This window comes from Serratia sp. ME47 (assembly GCF_903970925.1).
Lineage (GTDB): Bacteria > Pseudomonadota > Gammaproteobacteria > Enterobacterales > Enterobacteriaceae > Serratia > Serratia ureilytica.
In genome coordinates this window covers 1-20,045 of the sequence record NZ_CAJCKE010000007.1, presented here as the reverse complement: position 1 = coordinate 20,045, position 20,045 = coordinate 1, and the positions used below count along the sequence as shown (strand labels likewise).

At 57.4% G+C, this 20,045-nt stretch carries 17 protein-coding genes, 4 tRNA genes and 2 other RNA genes; 22 read left to right on the top strand and 1 reads right to left on the bottom strand.

From position 1 onward, the window contains the following. Positions 1 to 2: 2 nt before the first annotated feature. From H7A77_RS09800 to sucD, 5 genes are all read left to right on the top strand, one after another. On the top strand, positions 3 to 719 hold the full coding sequence (locus H7A77_RS09800; protein ID WP_015376975.1) for a succinate dehydrogenase iron-sulfur subunit: 717 nt from the start codon (positions 3 to 5) through the stop codon (positions 717 to 719). Positions 720 to 994: 275 nt separating this feature from the next. Then, positions 995 to 3,802, top strand: coding sequence for a 2-oxoglutarate dehydrogenase E1 component (gene sucA / locus H7A77_RS09795; protein WP_033644215.1), 2,808 nt, complete (start codon positions 995 to 997; stop codon positions 3,800 to 3,802). Positions 3,803 to 3,866: 64 nt separating this feature from the next. Then, positions 3,867 to 5,081, top strand: coding sequence for a 2-oxoglutarate dehydrogenase complex dihydrolipoyllysine-residue succinyltransferase (gene odhB / locus H7A77_RS09790; RefSeq protein WP_033642197.1), 1,215 nt, complete (start codon positions 3,867 to 3,869; stop codon positions 5,079 to 5,081). Positions 5,082 to 5,203: 122 nt separating this feature from the next. After that, positions 5,204 to 6,370 carry an ADP-forming succinate--CoA ligase subunit beta gene (sucC, locus tag H7A77_RS09785; RefSeq protein ID WP_015376978.1) on the top strand — a complete coding sequence of 389 codons (1,167 nt, stop codon included), beginning with the start codon at positions 5,204 to 5,206 and terminating at the stop codon, positions 6,368 to 6,370. After that, entirely contained in the window at positions 6,370 to 7,242 is an 873-nt protein-coding gene (sucD, locus tag H7A77_RS09780; RefSeq protein ID WP_004939878.1) for a succinate--CoA ligase subunit alpha, read from the top strand. The genes sucC and sucD overlap by 1 nt, the downstream gene beginning before the upstream one ends. Before the next feature lie 72 nt (positions 7,243 to 7,314). On the opposite strand, the gene H7A77_RS09775 is transcribed toward sucD, so the two are convergent. Next, entirely contained in the window at positions 7,315 to 9,213 is a 1,899-nt protein-coding gene (locus H7A77_RS09775; RefSeq protein ID WP_182074098.1) for a bifunctional UDP-sugar hydrolase/5'-nucleotidase, read from the bottom strand. 684 nt (positions 9,214 to 9,897) lie between these two features. Between H7A77_RS09775 and cydA the strand changes: the two genes are divergently transcribed. From cydA to H7A77_RS09690, 17 genes are all read left to right on the top strand, one after another. After that, positions 9,898 to 11,466, top strand: a complete 1,569-nt coding sequence (gene cydA / locus H7A77_RS09770) for a cytochrome ubiquinol oxidase subunit I (protein WP_004939873.1) — start codon at positions 9,898 to 9,900, stop codon at positions 11,464 to 11,466. A gap of 14 nt (positions 11,467 to 11,480) precedes the next feature. Beyond that, the gene (gene cydB / locus H7A77_RS09765) at positions 11,481 to 12,620 is read left to right on the top strand and encodes a cytochrome d ubiquinol oxidase subunit II (RefSeq protein WP_015376980.1); all 1,140 of its coding nucleotides are present in this window, start codon (positions 11,481 to 11,483) and stop codon (positions 12,618 to 12,620) included. A gap of 17 nt (positions 12,621 to 12,637) precedes the next feature. Further along, positions 12,638 to 12,751 carry a cytochrome bd-I oxidase subunit CydX gene (gene cydX, locus H7A77_RS09760; RefSeq protein WP_004939868.1) on the top strand — a complete coding sequence of 38 codons (114 nt, stop codon included), beginning with the start codon at positions 12,638 to 12,640 and terminating at the stop codon, positions 12,749 to 12,751. After that, on the top strand, positions 12,751 to 13,047 hold the full coding sequence (ybgE, locus tag H7A77_RS09755; RefSeq protein ID WP_033641067.1) for a cyd operon protein YbgE: 297 nt from the start codon (positions 12,751 to 12,753) through the stop codon (positions 13,045 to 13,047). Before cydX ends, ybgE begins: the two co-directional genes overlap by 1 nt. Positions 13,048 to 13,177: 130 nt before the next feature. Further along, positions 13,178 to 13,582: a tol-pal system-associated acyl-CoA thioesterase gene (gene ybgC, locus H7A77_RS09750; protein WP_004939863.1), complete on the top strand. Its 405-nt coding sequence runs from the start codon at positions 13,178 to 13,180 to the stop codon at positions 13,580 to 13,582. Next, positions 13,579 to 14,262, top strand: coding sequence for a Tol-Pal system protein TolQ (tolQ, locus tag H7A77_RS09745; RefSeq protein WP_004939862.1), 684 nt, complete (start codon positions 13,579 to 13,581; stop codon positions 14,260 to 14,262). The genes ybgC and tolQ overlap by 4 nt, the downstream gene beginning before the upstream one ends. 12 nt (positions 14,263 to 14,274) lie before the next feature. Then, positions 14,275 to 14,703 carry a colicin uptake protein TolR gene (gene tolR / locus H7A77_RS09740; protein ID WP_004939859.1) on the top strand — a complete coding sequence of 143 codons (429 nt, stop codon included), beginning with the start codon at positions 14,275 to 14,277 and terminating at the stop codon, positions 14,701 to 14,703. 81 nt (positions 14,704 to 14,784) lie between these two features. Beyond that, the gene (tolA, locus tag H7A77_RS09735; RefSeq protein ID WP_164107210.1) at positions 14,785 to 16,008 is read left to right on the top strand and encodes a cell envelope integrity protein TolA; all 1,224 of its coding nucleotides are present in this window, start codon (positions 14,785 to 14,787) and stop codon (positions 16,006 to 16,008) included. Between the two features lie 133 nt (positions 16,009 to 16,141). After that, positions 16,142 to 17,434, top strand: a complete 1,293-nt coding sequence (gene tolB, locus H7A77_RS09730; protein WP_004939856.1) for a Tol-Pal system beta propeller repeat protein TolB — start codon at positions 16,142 to 16,144, stop codon at positions 17,432 to 17,434. Positions 17,435 to 17,478: 44 nt separating this feature from the next. Next, positions 17,479 to 17,994, top strand: coding sequence for a peptidoglycan-associated lipoprotein Pal (gene pal, locus H7A77_RS09725; RefSeq protein ID WP_004939853.1), 516 nt, complete (start codon positions 17,479 to 17,481; stop codon positions 17,992 to 17,994). Positions 17,995 to 18,003: 9 nt separating this feature from the next. Beyond that, positions 18,004 to 18,798 (top strand): cell division protein CpoB, encoded by a 795-nt coding sequence (cpoB, locus tag H7A77_RS09720; protein WP_004939852.1) that lies wholly within the window; start codon positions 18,004 to 18,006, stop codon positions 18,796 to 18,798. 178 nt (positions 18,799 to 18,976) lie between these two features. Next, positions 18,977 to 19,052: transfer RNA gene (locus H7A77_RS09715), tRNA-Lys, on the top strand. Positions 19,053 to 19,081: 29 nt separating this feature from the next. Then, positions 19,082 to 19,157 (top strand) — tRNA-Val (locus H7A77_RS09710). Between the two features lie 7 nt (positions 19,158 to 19,164). Then, a tRNA-Lys gene (locus tag H7A77_RS09705) sits at positions 19,165 to 19,240 on the top strand. A 15-nt stretch (positions 19,241 to 19,255) separates the two neighbouring features. Then, positions 19,256 to 19,380: non-coding RNA, RtT sRNA (locus H7A77_RS09700), on the top strand. Positions 19,381 to 19,532: 152 nt separating this feature from the next. After that, positions 19,533 to 19,608, top strand: a tRNA-Lys gene (locus tag H7A77_RS09695). Positions 19,609 to 19,677: 69 nt separating this feature from the next. Continuing rightward, positions 19,678 to 19,814: non-coding RNA, RtT sRNA (locus H7A77_RS09690), on the top strand. The last annotated feature ends 231 nt before the right edge of the window (positions 19,815 to 20,045 follow it).

Here is a 20,045-nt window from a genome sequence, read left to right as displayed (position 1 = left end):
AGATGAAACTCGAATTTTCCATTTATCGCTACAATCCGGATGTCGACGACGCGCCGCACATGCAGGACTACACCCTGGAAGCGGAAGAAGGCCGTGACATGATGCTGCTGGATGCGTTGATCCAGCTGAAAGAAAAAGATCCGACTCTGTCGTTCCGTCGCTCATGCCGCGAAGGCGTGTGCGGTTCCGACGGCCTGAACATGAACGGTAAAAACGGCCTGGCGTGCATCACTCCGGTTTCGTCGCTGCGCAAAGGCAACGGCAAGATCGTGATCCGTCCGCTGCCGGGGCTGCCGGTGGTGCGCGATCTGGTGGTGGATATGGGGCAGTTCTACACCCAGTATGAAAAGATCAAGCCATACCTGCTGAACGACGGCAAGAATCCGCCGGCGCGTGAGCACCTGCAGTCGCCGGAACAGCGCGCCAAGCTGGACGGTCTGTACGAGTGCATCCTGTGCGCCTGCTGCTCGACTTCTTGCCCATCGTTCTGGTGGAACCCGGACAAGTTCATCGGGCCTGCCGGTCTGTTGGCGGCGTATCGCTTCCTGATCGACAGCCGTGACACGGAAACGCAAGAACGTTTAGATGATCTGGACGATGCTTTTAGTGTTTTCCGCTGCCATAGCATTATGAATTGTGTCAGTGTATGTCCTAAAGGCTTGAACCCGACGCGTGCGATCGGGCATATCAAGTCCATGCTGCTGCAACGCGGCGCATAAACGGAATGAGATGCTGCGCCGGGCTCTTTTCCGGCGCACATCCCATAGGGGAGGGAACCTCTAAAAACTGACCCGCGGCTGCGGCGCTATGCAGCCTGGCTCTTCCGCCGGTTTTTAGAGGTTCCTTGTAAGGGACCGCAAGGTCCATAACAGAACGTATCGGGCCGTCATGGCCGCAAGTACGTCGAGTGAACCGTTTTACGGCAAACCGTATTCATCACGGTAATTATGTTAACCACGGCGAAAACTAAAGCTTCAAAGCTTAAGGGATCATGATGCAGAACGGCGCAATGAAGGCCTGGCTGGATTCCTCCTATCTGGCGGGCGCGAACCAGTCTTACATAGAGCAGCTCTATGAAGATTTCTTAACCGATCCGGGTTCCGTTGAAGATAGCTGGCGTTCCATTTTTCAACAGCTACCAACCGCGGGTGTCAAACCCGATCAGCTCCACTCTCAAACGCGCGACTACTTCCGCCGCCTGGCGAAAGACTCCGCGCGCTACAACACCACCATCACCGATCCGGCAACCGATGCCAAACAGGTCAAGGTACTGCAGCTGATCAACGCCTTCCGCTTCCGCGGACATCAGCATGCCAACCTCGATCCGCTCGGCCTGTGGCAGCGTGAGCAAGTTCCTGACCTTGAGCCCGCTTACCACAACCTGACCGAAGCCGATTTCCAGGAAACCTTCAACGTGGGCTCTTTCGCCATCGGCAAAGAAACCATGAAGCTGGGCGATCTGTACGCCGCGCTGAAGCAGACCTACTGCGGTTCGATCGGCGCTGAATACATGCACATCACCAACACCGAAGAGAAACGCTGGATCCAGCAGCGCATCGAGTCGGTAGTGGGGCGCGCCAGCTTTACCGCCGACGAAAAACGCCGTTTCCTGAACGAGCTGACCGCTGCGGAAGGCCTGGAACGCTACCTGGGCGCCAAATTCCCGGGCGCCAAACGCTTCTCGCTGGAAGGCGGCGACGCGCTGGTGCCGATGCTGAAAGAGATGGTGCGCCACGCCGGCAAGAACGGCACGCGTGAAGTGGTGTTGGGCATGGCCCACCGCGGCCGTCTGAACGTGCTGATCAACGTGCTGGGCAAAAAGCCGGCCGACCTGTTCGACGAATTCGCCGGCAAGCATAAAGAACACCTCGGCACCGGTGACGTGAAATATCACCAGGGCTTCTCCTCCGACGTGGAAACCGAAGGCGGCATGGTTCACCTGGCGCTGGCGTTCAACCCGTCGCACCTGGAGATCGTCAGCCCGGTGGTCATGGGGTCGGTTCGCGCCCGTCGCGATCGTCTGGACGAAGCGCGCAGCAACATGGTGCTGCCGATCACCATCCACGGCGACGCCGCCATTACCGGCCAGGGCGTGGTTCAGGAAACCCTGAACATGTCTCAGGCTCGCGGCTACGAAGTGGGCGGCACCGTGCGCATCGTCATCAACAACCAGGTTGGCTTCACCACCTCCAACCCGCTGGATGCGCGCTCTACCGAATATTGCACCGACATCGCCAAAATGGTTCAGGCGCCGATCTTCCACGTTAACGCGGACGATCCGGAAGCCGTGGCCTTCGTCACTCGCCTGGCGTTGGATTTCCGTAACACCTTTAAGCGTGACGTGATGATCGATCTGGTCTGCTACCGTCGCCATGGGCACAACGAGGCCGATGAGCCGAGCGCCACCCAGCCGGTGATGTATCAGAAGATCAAGAAACATCCTACGCCGCGCAAAATCTACGCTGACATTCTGACCGAACAGAAAGTGGCCAGCCTGGAAGATGCCACGGAAATGGTCAACCTGTATCGTGATGCGCTCGACCGCGGCGATTGTGTGGTTGAAGAATGGCGTCCGATGAATCTGCACTCCTTCACCTGGTCGCCGTACCTGAACCACGAGTGGGACGAAGAGTACCCGAGCAAGGTTGAGATGAAGCGTCTGCAGGAACTGGGCCGCCGCATCAGCACCGTGCCGGAAGCGATCGAAATGCAGTCACGCGTGGCGAAAATCTACGCTGACCGTGCCGAGATGGCGGCGGGCAACAAGCCGTTCGACTGGGGCGCCGCCGAAACGCTGGCCTACGCCACCATGGCGGATGAAGGCATTCCAATCCGCATCTCCGGCGAAGACGCCGGCCGCGGCACCTTCTTCCACCGTCACGCGGTGGTGCACAACCAGAAAAACGGTTCGGTCTATGTTCCGCTGGCGAATATCCACAGCGGCCAGGGCGAATTCAAGGTCTGGGACTCCGTGCTGTCTGAAGAGGCGGTGCTGGCGTTCGAATACGGCTACGCCACGGCGGAACCTCGCACGCTGACCATCTGGGAAGCGCAGTTCGGCGACTTCGCCAACGGCGCGCAGGTTGTTATCGACCAGTTCATCAGCTCCGGCGAGCAAAAATGGGGCCGTATGTGCGGCCTGGTGATGCTGCTGCCGCACGGCTATGAAGGCCAGGGCCCAGAGCACTCCTCCGCGCGTCTGGAACGTTATCTGCAGCTGTGCGCTGAGCAGAACATGCAGGTGTGCGTCCCGTCCACGCCGGCGCAGGTTTACCACATGCTGCGTCGTCAGGCGCTGCGCGGTATGCGTCGTCCGCTGGTGGTGATGTCGCCGAAGTCGCTGCTGCGTCACCCGCTGGCGGTCTCTTCGCTGGACGAGCTGGCCAATGGCACCTTCCTGCCGGCGATCGGCGAGATCGACGATTTGGATCCGAAAGCGGTCAAGCGCGTCGTGCTGTGCTCCGGTAAGGTTTACTACGACCTGCTGGAACAGCGTCGCAAGAACGAGCAGAAAGACGTGGCCATCGTGCGCATCGAGCAGCTGTATCCGTTCCCGCATCAGGCCGTGCAGGCCGTGCTGGAGCAATACTCGCACGTGCATGACTTCGTCTGGTGTCAGGAAGAGCCGCTGAACCAGGGCGCCTGGTACTGCAGCCAACACAACTTCCGTGAAGTGGTGCCGTTCGGGGCTTCTTTACGTTACGCAGGACGTCCGGCCTCCGCCTCTCCGGCGGTGGGTTATATGTCCGTACACCAGAAGCAGCAGCAGGCTCTGGTGAATGATGCGCTGAATATTGACTAATGTTCGCTCGCTTGCCGGCCGAGGGGCCGGCAAGCAGATGATAAAAAACTTAAGGGAAAGCTAAATGAGTAGCGTAGATATTCTGGTTCCTGACCTTCCTGAATCGGTTGCCGATGCGACCGTAGCCACCTGGCACAAGAAACCGGGCGACAGCGTTCAGCGTGACGAAGTCCTGGTTGAAATCGAAACCGACAAAGTGGTGTTGGAAGTGCCGGCCAGTGAAGCGGGTATTCTCGATGCTATCGTGGAAGAAGAGGGCGCGACCGTACTGTCTCGCCAGCTGCTCGGCCGCATCCGTCCGGGCGACAGCTCCGGCAAGCCGACCGCTGAGAAGAGCCAGGAGAAAGAAGCCACGCCTGCACAGCGCGCGACCGCGAGCCTGGAAGAAGAAAGCAATGACGCGCTCAGCCCGGCGATTCGTCGCCTGATTGCTGAACACGATCTCGATGCCGGCGCCATCAAAGGCACCGGCGTGGGTGGCCGCATTACGCGTGAAGACGTGGAAGCGCACCTGGCCAAAGGCGGCGCCGCTGCCAAACCAGCCGCCGCTGAAGCCGCGCCGCAGCCTGCTCTGGCCGGCCGCAGCGAAAAACGCGTGCCGATGACCCGCCTGCGCAAACGCGTCGCCGAGCGTCTGCTGGAAGCGAAAAACAGCACCGCGATGTTGACCACCTTCAACGAAATCAACATGCAGCCGATCATGGATCTGCGCAAGCAGTACGGCGAAGCCTTCGAGAAACGCCACGGCGTGCGTCTGGGCTTCATGTCCTTCTACATCAAGGCGGTGGTTGAAGCGCTGAAGCGTTTCCCGGAAGTGAACGCGTCGATCGACGGTTCCGACGTGGTTTACCACAACTACTTCGACATCAGCATCGCGGTTTCTACTCCGCGCGGCCTGGTGACGCCGGTACTGCGCGATGTGGACGCCATGAGCATGGCTGACATCGAGAAGAAAATCAAAGAGCTGGCCGTTAAGGGCCGCGACGGCAAACTGACCGTGGAAGAGCTGACCGGCGGTAACTTCACCATTACCAACGGCGGCGTATTCGGCTCCCTGATGTCCACCCCGATCATCAACCCGCCGCAGAGCGCCATCCTGGGCATGCACGCCATCAAAGATCGCCCAATGGCGGTCAATGGTCAGGTGGTGATCCAGCCGATGATGTATCTGGCGCTGTCTTATGACCACCGCCTGATCGACGGTAAAGAATCCGTCGGTTATCTGGTGACGGTCAAAGAGATGCTGGAAGATCCGGCTCGTCTGCTGCTGGACGTCTAGTAACCCTTGCCGGGCGCGGCATGCCGCGCCCGCACTCTGTGCTATGTGGCCGGAAAACCATGCGGTTTACCGCGTAATAATGGTCCGGCTAAAAACCTTCAGAACTGAATGGATAGAACATCATGAATTTACACGAATATCAGGCAAAACAGCTGTTTGCTCGGTATGGCATGCCGGCACCAACCGGTTACGCCTGTACCACTCCGCGTGAAGCAGAAGAAGCCGCATCCAAAATCGGCTCCGGCCCGTGGGTGGTGAAATGTCAGGTTCATGCTGGCGGCCGCGGTAAAGCGGGCGGCGTTAAAGTCGTCAACAGCAAAGAAGATATCCGTGCCTTCGCGGAAGCCTGGTTGGGCAAACGTCTGGTGACTTACCAGACTGACGCGCTGGGCCAGCCGGTTAACCAGATCCTGGTAGAAGCGGCGACCGACATCGATAAAGAGCTGTACCTGGGCGCCGTTGTAGACCGCGCGACCCGTCGCATCGTATTCATGGCGTCTACCGAAGGCGGCGTGGAAATCGAGAAAGTGGCGGAAGAAACCCCGGAACTGATCCACAAAATGACCATCGATCCGCTGGCGGGTCCACAGCCTTATCAGGGCCGTGAGCTGGCCTTCAAACTGGGCCTGACCGGCAAGCAAGTCAGCCAGTTCGCCAAGATCTTCATGGGTCTGGCGACGCTGTTCCTGGAGCGCGACCTGGCGATGGTTGAGATCAACCCGCTGGTGATCACCAAGCAGGGCGATCTGGTGTGCCTGGACGGCAAACTGGGCGCCGACGGCAACGCCCTGTTCCGTCAGCCTGAACTGCGTGAAATGCGTGACCCTTCGCAGGAAGACGAGCGTGAATCCCGTGCGGCTCAGTGGGAGCTGAACTACGTTGCCCTCGACGGCAACATCGGCTGCATGGTGAACGGCGCCGGTCTGGCGATGGGCACCATGGACATCGTTAAACTGCACGGCGGCGAACCGGCCAACTTCCTGGACGTTGGCGGCGGCGCGACCAAAGAGCGCGTGACCGAAGCGTTCAAAATCATCCTGTCCGACGACAAGGTGAAAGCGGTTCTGGTTAACATCTTCGGTGGTATCGTACGTTGCGATCTGATCGCTGACGGCATCATCGGCGCAGTGGCTGAAGTGGGCGTTAACGTCCCGGTCGTGGTGCGCCTGGAAGGGAACAATGCCGAACTGGGCGCCAAGAAACTGGCGGACAGCGGCCTGAATATCATTGCTGCGACCAGCCTGACTGATGCGGCTCAGCAAGTTGTTGCAGCAGTGGAGGGTAAATAATGTCCATCTTAATCGATAAAAACACCAAAGTAATTTGCCAGGGCTTCACCGGTAGCCAGGGGACTTTCCACTCCGAACAAGCTATCGCTTACGGCACCAAAATGGTTGGCGGCGTCACCCCGGGCAAAGGCGGCACTCAGCACCTGGGTCTGCCGGTGTTCAACACCGTGCGTGAAGCGGTTGAAGCGACCGGCGCGACGGCCTCCGTCATCTACGTTCCAGCGCCGTTCTGCAAAGACTCCATTCTGGAAGCGATCGATGCCGGCATCAAACTGATCATCACCATCACCGAAGGCATCCCGACCCTGGACATGCTGACCGTGAAAGTGAAACTGGACGAAGCCGGCGTGCGCATGATCGGGCCGAACTGCCCTGGCGTAATCACCCCGGGCGAGTGCAAAATCGGCATCATGCCTGGCCACATCCACCTGCCGGGCAAAGTGGGCATCGTTTCACGCTCGGGTACCCTGACCTATGAAGCGGTGAAACAAACCACCGATGCTGGTCTGGGCCAGTCCACCTGCGTGGGCATCGGCGGAGACCCGATCCCGGGCTCCAACTTCATCGATATCCTGAAGATGTTCCAGCAGGATCCGCAGACCGAAGCGATCGTGATGATCGGTGAGATCGGCGGCAGCGCTGAAGAAGAAGCGGCAGCTTACATCAAAGAACACGTCACCAAACCGGTCGTGGGTTACATCGCCGGCGTGACCGCGCCGAAAGGCAAGCGTATGGGCCACGCGGGCGCCATCATCGCAGGCGGCAAGGGCACGGCGGACGAGAAGTTTGCTGCGCTGGAAGCGGCGGGCGTGAAAACCGTTCGCAGCCTGGCGGACATCGGCGACGCGGTAAAAGCGGTGCTGAAGCGCTAAGATATTAGTACGAAATAACACTATCTCGACATGTTTGGCCACCCATTGGGTGGCCTTTTTTATGGGTGAAGATCAGAAGTCGTTGAGCGCCTTGATCAGCGAGATCCGATCCTGCAGGCGGCGCTGCCGCACCGGATCGGCGGCGGCTTGCCGCTGTTGCTCCAGCGAGGTGAGGGCGGTGCGGTAATCGTCGGCATTGTTGAACAGCGCGTCTTTGACGTTGATCGAGGCGACGTTGGTGTAGCGCCCGTCGTCGGTGGTCGGCACCTGGATAACGCCTTCATTGAGCAGCCGTTTGACGATCGCCCGCTGCGGTTCGTATCCCGCCATGCCGGCCAGCTTCCAGCGCTGCGGCGGCACGCTCTGATACTGGCCGTGTTTCACTTCCGTCAGGTAGCGCAGAGTCAGGTTGCGAATGGTGCCTTCTTCTTCACCGTATTGCGCTTTGCTGTCGAACAGCACCGGGAAGGATTGCCCCTCCAGCGCGCCACCCTTTTGCGTCAGGTGGCCCATGCGGTAACTGTTCATGCCCAGGCGGATTGGCATGTCGTCGGTGACCGGCGTGCCGTCTGCCAGACGCAGATCGACGATACGCGAGCCGGCGGGCTGGCGCAGATCGATGGTGTAAGTGACGCCGTCGAAGAAATCGTTGGTGGAATATTTGGACGAGCGCCGCGCCGGGTTAAAGCTGTAGGTGACGTCGCCCGGCTGCAGCTGATTGAAATAATCGGCAGACCACTCCATGTAGCGTTTAAGCGCTTTGCCGTTGAGCTGATAAACGGTGATCTCGCCGCCGGCGTATTGGTAGTTAAAGGCGATATCCTTGGCCTTGATGTCGCCGACATCCAGTTTGGCGCGATCGTTGTCGATCTGCAGGGCGATCACCTGCGCCAGCGGTGCATAGTGACGGGCGGCCTGCTGGAATAACTCACTGATGCCGGTATCTTGAACGTGTACCTGAGGAATGCCGCGGAACTCGTCGGCAGGCACCAGATCGCTGCCGCCCAGCTTCGCCACGACTCGGTTGGCGTTGGCGCGCAAAATGTCATGATACGGCTGGTAGAGAGCCTGCATGGCGCTGTCCGGCGCCAGCCCCTTGATGGAATAGGTGTAGCTGTTTTTGTCGATCAGCGTGAATTTGCCGTCGCGGCGTTCAAATTGCAGGTCAATGCGTGACAGCGCGCGACCGTACTTATCCGGCTCCGTGATGATGACGCCGTTCACCACCGCTTTGTCGATCTTCACATGCATGTGGCCGGCGACGATCGCCGCCAGCTCCGGGTTGGCGTTGGCGATGTCCGCCACGCCGGTGCCGGGGCGCTGGTTCTCGTTGTCGATGCCCATATGCGCGACCAGCACGATCGCGTCGACCTGGCCGTCGATCTGCCTGATGACCTGTTTCACCGCCTGTACCGGATCGGTGAAGTTCAGCCCTTTGATGCGATCGGTGCCCTTGGCGAATTCCGCAGTCATCGGCGTGTCCATGCCGATAATGCCGATCTTCACGCCCTGGCGTTCGAGGATGGTATAGGCCGGCAGATAAGGTTTGCCGCTGTCCCAGACGATGTTGCCCGCCAGCGCCGCGCCTTTAAACTGTTTGAGCGGCGTGGCCAGCGCCGGCAGACCGAAGTCGAATTCGTGGTTGCCCATCACCCAGACGTCGTAGTCAAGCGCGTTGAGGCCCAGCATCATCGGGCTGACGGCCTCCTGTTTGAAGGTTTCGACGAAGTTGCCCTGGATGGTATCGCCGGCGTCCACCAGAATCAGGTTGGGCTGTTCGGCGCGCACCTTTTTGACCTGGGTGGCTATCTGGCTCAGGCTGCCCGCCAGGTTTTCCGTGTCGCTGGCGTAGTCCCAGGGCACGAAAGTGCCGTGCAGATCGGAGGTGCCCAACAGGGTGATATTTACCGTTTCGGCGGCCATGGCGTTTCCCGAGAGTCCCAAGACAGAGGCAAAGATGATTTTTTTCATAAGTTATTGTCACTCAATGCAATTTTAACATAAGTGGTCATTTTGCTACAAAATCGCAACCTTTACGATCCCATTGCGAGAAATAGACTAATATTGGAGAGAGATTTGTTGTTTTGTGACTGCTATCACTGTCACGGCTTATTGGAAATAAAAGGTTAATTATGTCGCATAATAAGTGCGTAATAATACAATGGCGGCTCTTTTGAATTACATTTACTTAACACAAAAATATCATTAAAAAACAATTAAACCATTGCGCAACATGACCCTAAGAAAATTATGCGAAATGTGCTGATGAATATGGAAATAATATGCGGATAGGCTTAAATTGTCTCAGATCAAATTAGGCCGAAGTACCTCTTTCGGCTAAGATTTGACCTGTAACCAAAAGTCCAACCCACGTCACGTAAAAACCTATTTATTGTGTGGGATTGGGCGAGTATCATCCATGTTGTGATTATGGATGGTTGATCTTGTTGCATTTGTTACCCGTTGTCGGTTTTCAGTGGCGTGCTTGTCGACGGCCCGTGCGGGCTATTGGCCGAGTGTGCGGTTGAAAGCGGAGAAGCTGGATCAAATTTGTTGTGTTTAAGGGCATTCACTGCGGGGCGTTACTGGCGGCTTTGAAAGAAGCGTGCCGATAACCGCGTGTCGGAGTCTTCCTGCGAGGAGCAAGGAGTCAAGATGTTTGATATTGTCGAACTGTCGCGCTTACAGTTTGCTTTAACGGCGATGTACCATTTCTTATTTGTCCCATTAACGCTCGGTATGGCGTTCTTGTTGGCAATTATGGAAACGGTATATGTCCTGTCTGGCAAACAAATCTATAAAGACATGACCAAATTCTGGGGAAAGTTATTTGCGATTAACTTTGCTCTGGGTGTGGCCACCGGTTTGACCATGGAGTTCCAGTTCGGGACTAACTGGTCATATTTCTCTCATTACGTCGGCGATATCTTCGGGGCCCCTCTGGCTATCGAAGGTCTGATGGCGTTCTTCCTTGAATCGACGCTGGTCGGCCTGTTCTTCTTCGGCTGGGATCGTCTGAGCAAGGTGCAGCACATGGCGGTAACCTGGTTCGTGGCCCTCGGCTCCAACCTGTCCGCGCTGTGGATCCTGGTCGCCAACGGCTGGATGCAGAACCCGATCGCGTCGGATTTCAACTTCGAAACCATGCGCATGGAGATGGTCAGCTTCTCCGAGCTGGTGCTTAACCCGGTTGCGCAGGTGAAATTCGTTCACACCGTGGCTGCAGGCTACACCACCGGCGCCATGTTCGTGCTGGGCATCAGCGCTTACTACCTGCTGAAGGGCCGCGACATCGCTTTCGCCAAACGCTCCTTCGCCATCGCCGCCAGCTTCGGCATGGCTGCGGTGCTGTCGGTGATCGTGCTGGGTGACGAATCCGGTTACGAAATGGGCGACGTACAGAAAACCAAACTGGCCGCCATCGAAGCGGAGTGGGATACCCAGCCGGCGCCGGCGTCCTTCACCCTGTTCGGCATCCCCGATCAGGACAAGATGGAAAACTCCTTCTCTATTCAGATCCCGTATGCGCTTGGCCTGATCGCTACGCGTTCCACCGACACTCAGGTCACCGGCCTGAAAGATCTGCTGGCGCAACATGAAGTGCGCATCCGCAACGGCATGAAAGCCTACCAGCTGCTGGAAGAGCTGCGCGGCGGCAATACCGATCCTGCGGTGCGTGCGGAATTCAACAAAACCAAGCAAGACCTGGGCTACGGCATGCTGCTGAAGCGTTATACCCCGAACGTCAGCGACGCGACGGAAGCGCAGATCCAGCAGGCGACCAAGGACTCCATTCCACGCGTGGCGCCGCTGTACTTCGCCTTCCGCATCATGGTGGCCTGTGGCGTGCTGATGCTGCTGATTATCGGTCTGTCCTTCCTGAGCGTGGTGCGCGGCCGCATCGGCCAGAAAAAATGGCTGCTGCGTGCGGCGCTGTATGGCTTGCCGCTGCCGTGGATCGCGGTGGAAGCCGGCTGGTTCGTGGCGGAATACGGCCGTCAACCGTGGGCGATTGGTGAGGTGCTGCCGACCGCAGTCGCCAACTCTTCGCTGACCGCGGGCGACATTCTGTTCTCGATGGGGCTGATTTGCGGCTTGTACACCCTGTTCCTGGTGGCTGAAATGTACCTGATGTTCAAGTTTGCGCGTCTGGGTCCAAGCAGCCTGAAAACCGGCCGCTACCACTTTGAACAACCGACTGCCGCCGTGCAGGAAGCGCGCTAAACAGGAGTCCACGTATGTTTGACTATGAAGTACTGCGATTTATCTGGTGGGTGCTGGTTGGCGTACTGCTGATCGGCTTCGCCGTCACCGACGGTTTCGACATGGGCGTCGGCATCCTGGTGCGCATCATCGGTAAAACCGATACCGAGCGCCGGGTGATGATCAACTCCATCGCCCCTCACTGGGACGGTAACCAGGTGTGGCTGATCACCGCCGGCGGCGCGCTGTTCGCCGCCTGGCCGATGGTCTACGCAGCGGCCTTCTCGGGCTTCTACGTCGCCATGATCCTGGTGCTGGCGGCGTTGTTCTTCCGCCCGGTCGGTTTTGACTACCGTTCCAAGCTGGAGAGCAGCCGCTGGCGCAACATGTGGGACTGGGGCATCTTCATCGGTTCCTTCGTGCCTGCGTTGGTGTTCGGCGTGGCGTTCGGCAACCTGCTGCAGGGCGTGCCGTTCCATGTGGACGAGTACCTGCGTCTGTTTTACACCGGCAACTTCTTCCAGCTGCTGAATCCGTTCGGTCTGTTGGCGGGCGTGGTCAGTCTGACCATGCTGGTCACTCAGGGCGCGACCTACCTGCAGATGCGCACCACCGGCGAGATCCACCTGCGGTCACGCGCCGCAGCGCAGATCGCGACGCTGATCATGGCGGTATGCTTCCTGCTGGCGGGGGTGTGGCTGGTTAAAGGCATCGACGGCTACGTGATCACTTCGGCGCTGGACACCATGGCGGAATCCAACCCGCTGCGTAAAGAAGTGGCGCATCAGGCCGGCGCATGGCTGATCAACTTCAACAAGTATCCGCTGCTGTGGGCTTTGCCTGCACTGGGCGTAGTGCTGCCGTTGTTCACCATCCTGTTCTCGCGCCTGGAGAAAGGCGCGCTGGCGTTCGTCACCTCGTCGCTGACCATCGCCTGCGTCATCCTCACCGCCGGGGTCACCATGTTCCCGTTCGTGATGCCGTCCAGCACCGTGCCTAACGTCAGCCTGACCATGTGGGACGCGACGTCGAGCCTGTTGACGCTGAAAGTGATGACCGTCGTGGCGGCGATTTTCGTGCCTATCGTTTTGGCGTACACCAGCTGGTCGTACTACAAAATGTTCGGTCGTCTCGACAAGAACTACATCGAAAACAACAAGCATTCGCTGTACTAAGGATAAGGAGCTAAACCATGTGGTATTTTGCCTGGATTCTCGGAACGCTTCTTGCCTGCGCCTTCGGCATCATCACGGCGCTGGCGCTTGAGCAGAGCGAAGCGACCAAAGCTCAGCAAGACGGTAAGTAATGAGCTCGTCCGTGATTGACAAGCTGTACGCTGTCACCGACAAGGGCCCGGTTCGGGCCCTTTCCCTGGCGCTGGCGTTGATTTTGGCGGGGTGCGTGTTCTGGGATCCGACGCGTTTCGCCGCCAAAACCAGCTCGCTGGAGATTTGGGAAGGGCTGTTGCTGATTTGGGCCGTCTGCGCCGGAGTGATCCACGGCTTCGGATTCCGCCCGCAGCGCAGCGTCTGGCGCGCTTTTTTCGCGCCGCTTCCTGCAATTGTGATCTTGTGCGCAGGATTACTTTACGTTTCTTTATAATCTCCCCGATGTCCCCACGTTATGGGCCCTCACGGCCCATAATTATTTTCATTCCCATCTTGTAACCCATTCCCAACCCGATCTGTCTTGCGTATAGTAGCAGCGTTAAATTGCATTGCTGGGAAGTAGAGTGAGTAATACGTTGTTTCGATGGCCGGTTCGCGTTTACTACGAGGATACCGATGCCAGTGGTGTGGTCTATCACGCCCGCTACGTCGCCTTTTTTGAAAGAGCGCGCACAGAGATGCTGCGTCAGCACAACTTTCATCAACAGCAGCTGCTCAGTGAACAAGTCGCTTTTGTCGTCCGGCGCATGACGGTGGATTATCTGGCTCCGGCTCGTCTCGACGAGCAACTGGAGGTCCAGAGTGAAATCACCTCTCTGCGCGGGGCTTCTCTCACGTTTGCTCAACGCATTGTCAATTCTGACGGGGCCCTACTGAGCCAGGCAGATGTCCTGATTGCCTGTATTGATCCACACCAAATGAAGCCAAGAGCGCTTCCTAAGTCTATTGTCGCGGAGTTTAAGCAGTGACTGACATGAACATCCTAGATTTATTCTTGAAGGCGAGCCTGCTGGTTAAGCTTATCATGTTGATTTTGATATGCTTCTCGGTAGCCTCTTGGGCGATCATCATTCAGCGCACCCGCATCCTCAATGCGGCGACGCGTGACGCCGAAGCCTTTGAAGACAAATTCTGGTCCGGTATCGAGCTTTCCCGTCTGTACCAGGAAAGTCAGGCGCGTCGCGATAGCCTGACCGGTTCCGAGCAGATCTTCCATTCCGGCTTCAAAGAGTTCGCCCGCCTGCACCGCGCCAACAACCATGCGCCGGAGTCGGTGATCGAAGGGGCGTCGCGTGCGATGCGCATTTCGATGAACCGCGAGCTGGAAACGCTGGAAACCCATATTCCGTTCCTCGGCACCGTCGGTTCGATCAGTCCGTACATCGGCCTGTTCGGCACCGTGTGGGGGATCATGCACGCCTTTATCGCGCTGGGCGCGGTGAAGCAAGCCACGCTGCAGATGGTGGCGCCGGGTATCGCCGAAGCGCTGATCGCCACCGCGATCGGTCTGTTCGCCGCCATCCCGGCGGTAATGGCCTATAACCGTCTCAACCAGCGCGTCAACAAGCTTGAGCAGAATTACGACAACTTTATGGAAGAGTTCACCGCTATTCTGCATCGTCAGGCCTTCTCCAGCGACAGCAAATAAGTAGGAGGTAGCATGGCGAGAGTACGTGGACGTAGTCGGCGCGAGCTGAAGTCCGAAATTAACATCGTTCCGCTGCTCGACGTGTTGCTGGTGCTGCTGCTGATCTTTATGGCAACTGCGCCAATCATCACGCAGAGCGTGGAGGTTGACCTGCCGGACGCCACCGATTCCAAAACGGTGTCCAGCGATGACAATCCGCCGGTGATCCTCGAGGTTTCCGGCGTAGGTCAATACACCCTGGTGGTGGATCACAACCGTATGGAGCTGCTGCCGCCTGAACAAGTCGCGGCCGAAGCCAAGTCGCGTTTGGCGGCTAACCCGAAAACGGTCTTTTTGATCGGCGGTGCGAAGGAAGTCCCTTACGATGAGATTATCAAGGCATTGAATATTCTCCATCAGGCGGGCGTGGCTTCCGTGGGGCTGATGACCCAGCCGATCTGACCGTAAGGCGAACGGCAACCCGGTTCCTGCGCTGCGGCCCAGGAACCCCGTATAAGCAACACCAGTTTTTGGGAATCTATTTTGGTAAAGGCAACTGAGCAAAACGATAAGCTGAACCGCGCCGTTATTGTTTCGGTCGTTCTGCACTTCATACTGATTGCCCTGCTGATTTGGGGATCGCTGCAGGAAAAGGTCGACATGAGCGCCGGCGGCGGCGGCGATGGTTCTGTAGTGGGCGCGGTGATGGTCGATCCCGGCGCGGTGGTGGAGCAGTACAACCGCCAGCAGCAGCAGAGCAACGATGCGCAGCGTGCCGAGAAGCAGCGCCAGAAAAAAGCGGAGCAACAGGCCGAAGAGCTTCAGCAGAAGCAGGCGGAGCAGCAGCAGCGCCTGAAAGAGCTGGAGAAAGAGCGTTTGGCGGCGCAGGAGAAAGCCGCGCAGAACGCCAAGGCGCAGGCTGAGCAACAGCAGAAGGCGGCGGAGCAGCAGAAGCAGGCCGCCGAGCAGCAAAAAGCGGCGGAAGCCGCCGCAGCGAAAGCCAAAGAGCAACAAAAGGTCGCCGAAGCCGCCGCCGCCAAGGCGAAGGCCGAAGCGGACAAGGTCGCCAAGGCGCAGGCGGACGCGCAGAAGAAAGCCGAAGCGGAAGCCAAGAAAGAAGCGGCCGCCGCTGCCGCCGCCAAGAAACAGGCGGAAGAGGCGAAGAAAGCCGCCGCCGCTGCCGCAGAGCAAAAAGCTGCAGAGGCCGCGGAGAAGAAAGCGGCTGCTGAAGCCGAGAAAAAAGCCGCAGCGGAAGCCGAGAAGAAGGCTGCCGCCGAGGCAGAGAAGAAAGCGGCCGCCGCTGAGAAAGCTGCGGCAGCCAAGAAAGCGGCTGCAGAGAAGAAAAAAGCCGCCGCCGAGGCTGCGAAGCAATCGGCGGAAGTTGATGACCTGTTTGGTGGCCTGGCGGACGGCAAGAACGCGCCGAAAGGTGGTGGCAAGCAGAAGGGTGACGGTAAACCGGCTGGCCAGGGCAATGCCAAAGCGGCTGGGGCCAGCGGGGCGGAAATCAATGGCTATCTTGGCCAGATTACCGCTGCGATTCAAAGCAAGTTCTACGATGCGGATCTGTACAAGGGCCGTAAATGTGACCTGCGAATCAAGCTGGCCCCGGACGGTTTTCTGGTAGACGTTAAATCTGAAGGGGGCGATCCGGCACTGTGTCAGGCGGCGATAGCCGCGGCGAAACAGGCGAAGATCCCGAAACCGCCAAGCCAGGCGGTGTATGAGGTGTTTAAGAATGCTCCCCTTACGTTCAGGCCGGAATAATGGTTGTTTGAGCTGAGTAAGATCACAGGGATGTACTAAGGTAACCAACAGGGATTATGTAGTTTTACGTGAGTTGGTTTGTTAAAATTCTGCTAATTTATCGCAGGCATCCCGCCTGGATAAGGGAGATGAGATGAAGCAGGCATTTCGAGTAGCGCTAGGTTTTTTAATTCTGTGGGCGTCCGTGTTGCACGCGGAAGTTCGCATTGAAATCACCCAAGGGGTCGACTCCGCTCGTCCGATTGGCGTGGTGCCGTTTAAATGGGCGGGCCCAGGCACGCCGCCGGAAGATATCGGCAAGATTGTCGGTGCGGATCTGCGCAACAGCGGCAAATTCAACCCGATCGACGTGGCGCGCATGCCGCAGCAACCTACCTCCGCGTCTGAAGTGACGCCGGCGGCCTGGACTGCATTGGGCATCGACGCCGTAGTGGTCGGTCAGGTTCAACCTGGCGCCGACGGCAGCTACCTGATCTCCTACCAGTTGGTGGACACCTCGGGTTCGCCGGGCACCGTATTGGCGCAGAACCAGTATAAAGTGACCAAACAGTGGTTGCGTTATTCTGCCCATACCGCCAGCGACGAAGTGTTCGAGAAGCTGACCGGCATCAAGGGCGCGTTCCGCACCCGTATCGCCTATGTGGTGCAGACCAACGGCGGGAAATTCCCGTACGAGCTGCGCGTAGCGGATTACGACGGTTACAACCAGTTCACGGTGCACCGTTCGCCTGAGCCGCTGATGTCGCCGGCCTGGTCGCCGGATGGCAGCAAACTGGCTTACGTGACCTTCGAGAGCGGCCGTTCCGCGCTGGTGGTGCAAACCCTGGCTAACGGCGCCATCCGCCAGATCGCTTCGTTCCCGCGCCACAACGGTGCGCCGGCGTTCTCGCCGGACGGCAGCAAGCTGGCCTTCGCGCTGTCCAAGAGCGGCAGCCTGAACCTGTACGTGATGAACCTCGGCTCCGGCCAGATCACGCAGCTGACCGATGGCCGCAACAACAACACCGAACCGACCTGGTTCCCGGATGGCCAGTCTCTGGCGTTTACCTCCGACCAGGGCGGGCGTCCGCAGATTTATAAAATCAGCGCCAGCGGCGGTGCCGCACAGCGTCTGACGTGGGAAGGCTCTCAGAACCAGGATTCTGAAGTCAGCTCCGATGGTAAATTCCTGGTGATGGTCAGCACCAACAGTGGTGCACAACACATCGCCAAACAAGATCTTGGATCAGGCGCCGTTCAGGTTTTGACCGGCACCTTCCTGGATGAAACGCCTAGTATTGCGCCAAACGGCACCATGGTGATCTATAGCTCCACGCAAGGTATGGGCTCCGTGCTGCAGTTGGTGTCAACTGATGGGCGTTTCAAAGCGCGTCTTCCGGCAACTGATGGACAGGTCAAATTCCCTGCCTGGTCGCCGTATCTGTGATGCATGTGTAAATATGTATGGCAAACTATAAAAGGATCAAAGAAATGCAACTGAACAAAGTGCTGAAAGGGCTTCTGCTGGCACTGCCAGTTCTGGCTGTAGCAGCTTGTAGTTCTAACAAAAGCGCGAACAACGACCAATCTGGTATGGGCGCTGGCGCCGGCACTGGTATGGAAAACGGCAGCAGCAACCTGTCTTCCGAAGAACAAGCTCGTCTGCAGATGCAAGAACTGCAGAAGAACAACATCGTTTACTTCGGCCTGGACAAGTATGACGTAAGCTCCGAATTCGCTCAGATGCTGGACGCGCACGCTGCATTCCTGCGTAACAACCCGTCTTACAAAGTGACCGTTGAAGGCCACGCTGACGAACGCGGCACGCCGGAATACAACATCGCTCTGGGTGAGCGTCGTGCTAACGCCGTTAAAATGTACCTGCAGGGTAAAGGCGTTTCCGCTGACCAGATCTCTATCGTTTCTTACGGTAAAGAAAAACCAGCAGTACTGGGCCACGACGAAGCGGCTTATGCTAAAAACCGTCGTGCCGTTCTGGTTTACTAAGAGAATCGCATGAACAGTAACTTCAGACGTCACCTGTTGAGTCTGTCGTTACTGGTTGGCGTAGCGGCCCCTTGGGCCGCTACTGCCCAAGCGCCAATCAGTAATGTCGGCTCCGGCTCGGTCGAAGACCGCGTCACCTCGCTTGAGCGCATCAGCAATGCTCAAGGCCAGCTTTTAAACCAACTCCAGCAACAACTCTCTGACAATCAACGCGACATTGATTCTCTCCGTGGGCAAATCCAGGAAAGCCAGTATCAGTTGAATCAGGTCGTTGAACGCCAGAAGCAAATCTATCAACAGATGGATAGCCTCAGCCAGGGCGGCGCTCAGAGCGCCTCTGCGGCAGCGGGCGCTGCCGGCGGGGCAGCCGCAGGCGCATCTTCCGATGCGGGCAGCAGCGCGCCTGCAGCCGCTTCTGCAACGCCGAGCGGCGGTGATGAGAACAGCGACTACAACGCCGCTGTTTCTCTGGCGCTGGAAAAAAAACAGTATGACCAGGCGATTTCCGCCTTTCAGTCCTTCGTAAAACAGTACCCGAAGTCTACTTACCAGCCCAACGCCAACTATTGGCTGGGCCAGTTGTTCTACAACAAGGGTAAAAAAGACGATGCGGCCTATTATTTTGCGGTGGTGGTGAAGAATTACGCTAAATCACCGAAGGCGCCGGACGCCATGTACAAGGTGGGTATCATCATGCAGGAAAAAGGGCAGGCCGATAAAGCCAAGGCCGTGTTCCAGCAGGTGATTAAACAATACCCAACCAGTGCGGCGGCCAAGCAGGCGAAAAGTCGCGTAGGCGGTTAACGGTTAGAAAAATGAGCCCAGAAGTTAGTCGATTTGACCGATTTCTGGGCTCATTCGCGTGAAGAACAAGCAGTTGAACGCATCGGTAAAAAATTTAGGTTGCGCTGCCAAGATAAATTAGTAATATATGCCGCCGTTGCCAAGACATCTTGCAAGATGTTAAAGCGGCAGGGAAATTGGGTCGTTAGCTCAGTTGGTAGAGCAGTTGACTTTTAATCAATTGGTCGCAGGTTCGAATCCTGCACGACCCACCAATTTCTGAAGTAGCAGTAACCACAACAGTGGGTGATTAGCTCAGTTGGTAGAGCATCTCCTTTACACGGAGGGGGTCGGCGGTTCGAGCCCGTCATCACCCACCACTGTTATGGGTCGTTAGCTCAGTTGGTAGAGCAGTTGACTTTTAATCAATTGGTCGCAGGTTCGAATCCTGCACGACCCACCATTCTTAGAGAATGGCTGCAATAGAGAATCGTAAAGGATGAGAACCGTAAAGGTTCGAGTCTCGCGCAGCGAGACAACATCACTCCGGTGATGGCCCGTAAGGGCGAGGCCAAAGGCCGAGTTATCCTGCACGACCCACCATTCTTAGAGAATGGTAGCTTCAGAATCGGTTTGATGTGGCAAAGTAAAGGTCCGAGTCGAGTACCCGTCGAGTTGTCCTGAACATCCCCATCCTTGTTTTCCGCGAGTCGGTTTTTGTAACCTATTCGCCATCAGCAGTAAACCACATCAGTGGGTCGTTAGCTCAGTTGGTAGAGCAGTTGACTTTTAATCAATTGGTCGCAGGTTCGAATCCTGCACGACCCACCACTCTTTGATAGAGCAAGGTGTTAAATCGTCAGGATGAGACAAAAGCGTTTACGCTTTTGAACAGCGCTTGCGCTGGCCCGAAGGGGCCGTCTATGAAATAGACGGATAGCCGTAGAGGTTCGAGTCTCGCGAAGCGAGACAACATCACCCCGGTGATGGCCCGCAAGGGCGAGGCCAAAGGCCGAGTTATCCTGCACGACCCACCACTCTTTGATAGAGCAGGATGTGAAAAATAGCAGTACCACAGCAGTGGGTGATTAGCTCAGTTGGTAGAGCATCTCCTTTACACGGAGGGGGTCGGCGGTTCGAGCCCGTCATCTAATTTGAATACCGGTAATCATTATGTTGCCTCCGTACAAGGGCGTAAAAATTCACATCGTGAGAAAACCCAATTCTGGTTTCGGCCATTTGGTAAAACCATTGTTGTCTTGTTGTTC

Excerpts from the sequence above, each read along its gene's own strand:
- sucA (WP_033644215.1), top strand. The coding sequence starts at position 995 with ATGCAGAACGGCGCAATGAAGGCCTGGCTGGATTCCTCCTATCTGGCG.
- cydB (WP_015376980.1), top strand. The coding sequence starts at position 11,481 with ATGTTTGACTATGAAGTACTGCGATTTATCTGGTGGGTGCTGGTTGGC.
- cydA (WP_004939873.1), top strand. The coding sequence starts at position 9,898 with ATGTTTGATATTGTCGAACTGTCGCGCTTACAGTTTGCTTTAACGGCG.
- odhB (WP_033642197.1), top strand. The coding sequence starts at position 3,867 with ATGAGTAGCGTAGATATTCTGGTTCCTGACCTTCCTGAATCGGTTGCC.
- H7A77_RS09775 (WP_182074098.1), bottom strand. The coding sequence starts at position 9,213 with ATGAAAAAAATCATCTTTGCCTCTGTCTTGGGACTCTCGGGAAACGCC.
- cpoB (WP_004939852.1), top strand. The coding sequence starts at position 18,004 with ATGAACAGTAACTTCAGACGTCACCTGTTGAGTCTGTCGTTACTGGTT.
- tolR (WP_004939859.1), top strand. The coding sequence starts at position 14,275 with ATGGCGAGAGTACGTGGACGTAGTCGGCGCGAGCTGAAGTCCGAAATT.
- H7A77_RS09800 (WP_015376975.1), top strand. The coding sequence starts at position 3 with ATGAAACTCGAATTTTCCATTTATCGCTACAATCCGGATGTCGACGAC.
- cydX (WP_004939868.1), top strand. The coding sequence starts at position 12,638 with ATGTGGTATTTTGCCTGGATTCTCGGAACGCTTCTTGCCTGCGCCTTC.
- pal (WP_004939853.1), top strand. The coding sequence starts at position 17,479 with ATGCAACTGAACAAAGTGCTGAAAGGGCTTCTGCTGGCACTGCCAGTT.
- sucD (WP_004939878.1), top strand. The coding sequence starts at position 6,370 with ATGTCCATCTTAATCGATAAAAACACCAAAGTAATTTGCCAGGGCTTC.
- tolB (WP_004939856.1), top strand. The coding sequence starts at position 16,142 with ATGAAGCAGGCATTTCGAGTAGCGCTAGGTTTTTTAATTCTGTGGGCG.
- sucC (WP_015376978.1), top strand. The coding sequence starts at position 5,204 with ATGAATTTACACGAATATCAGGCAAAACAGCTGTTTGCTCGGTATGGC.
- ybgE (WP_033641067.1), top strand. The coding sequence starts at position 12,751 with ATGAGCTCGTCCGTGATTGACAAGCTGTACGCTGTCACCGACAAGGGC.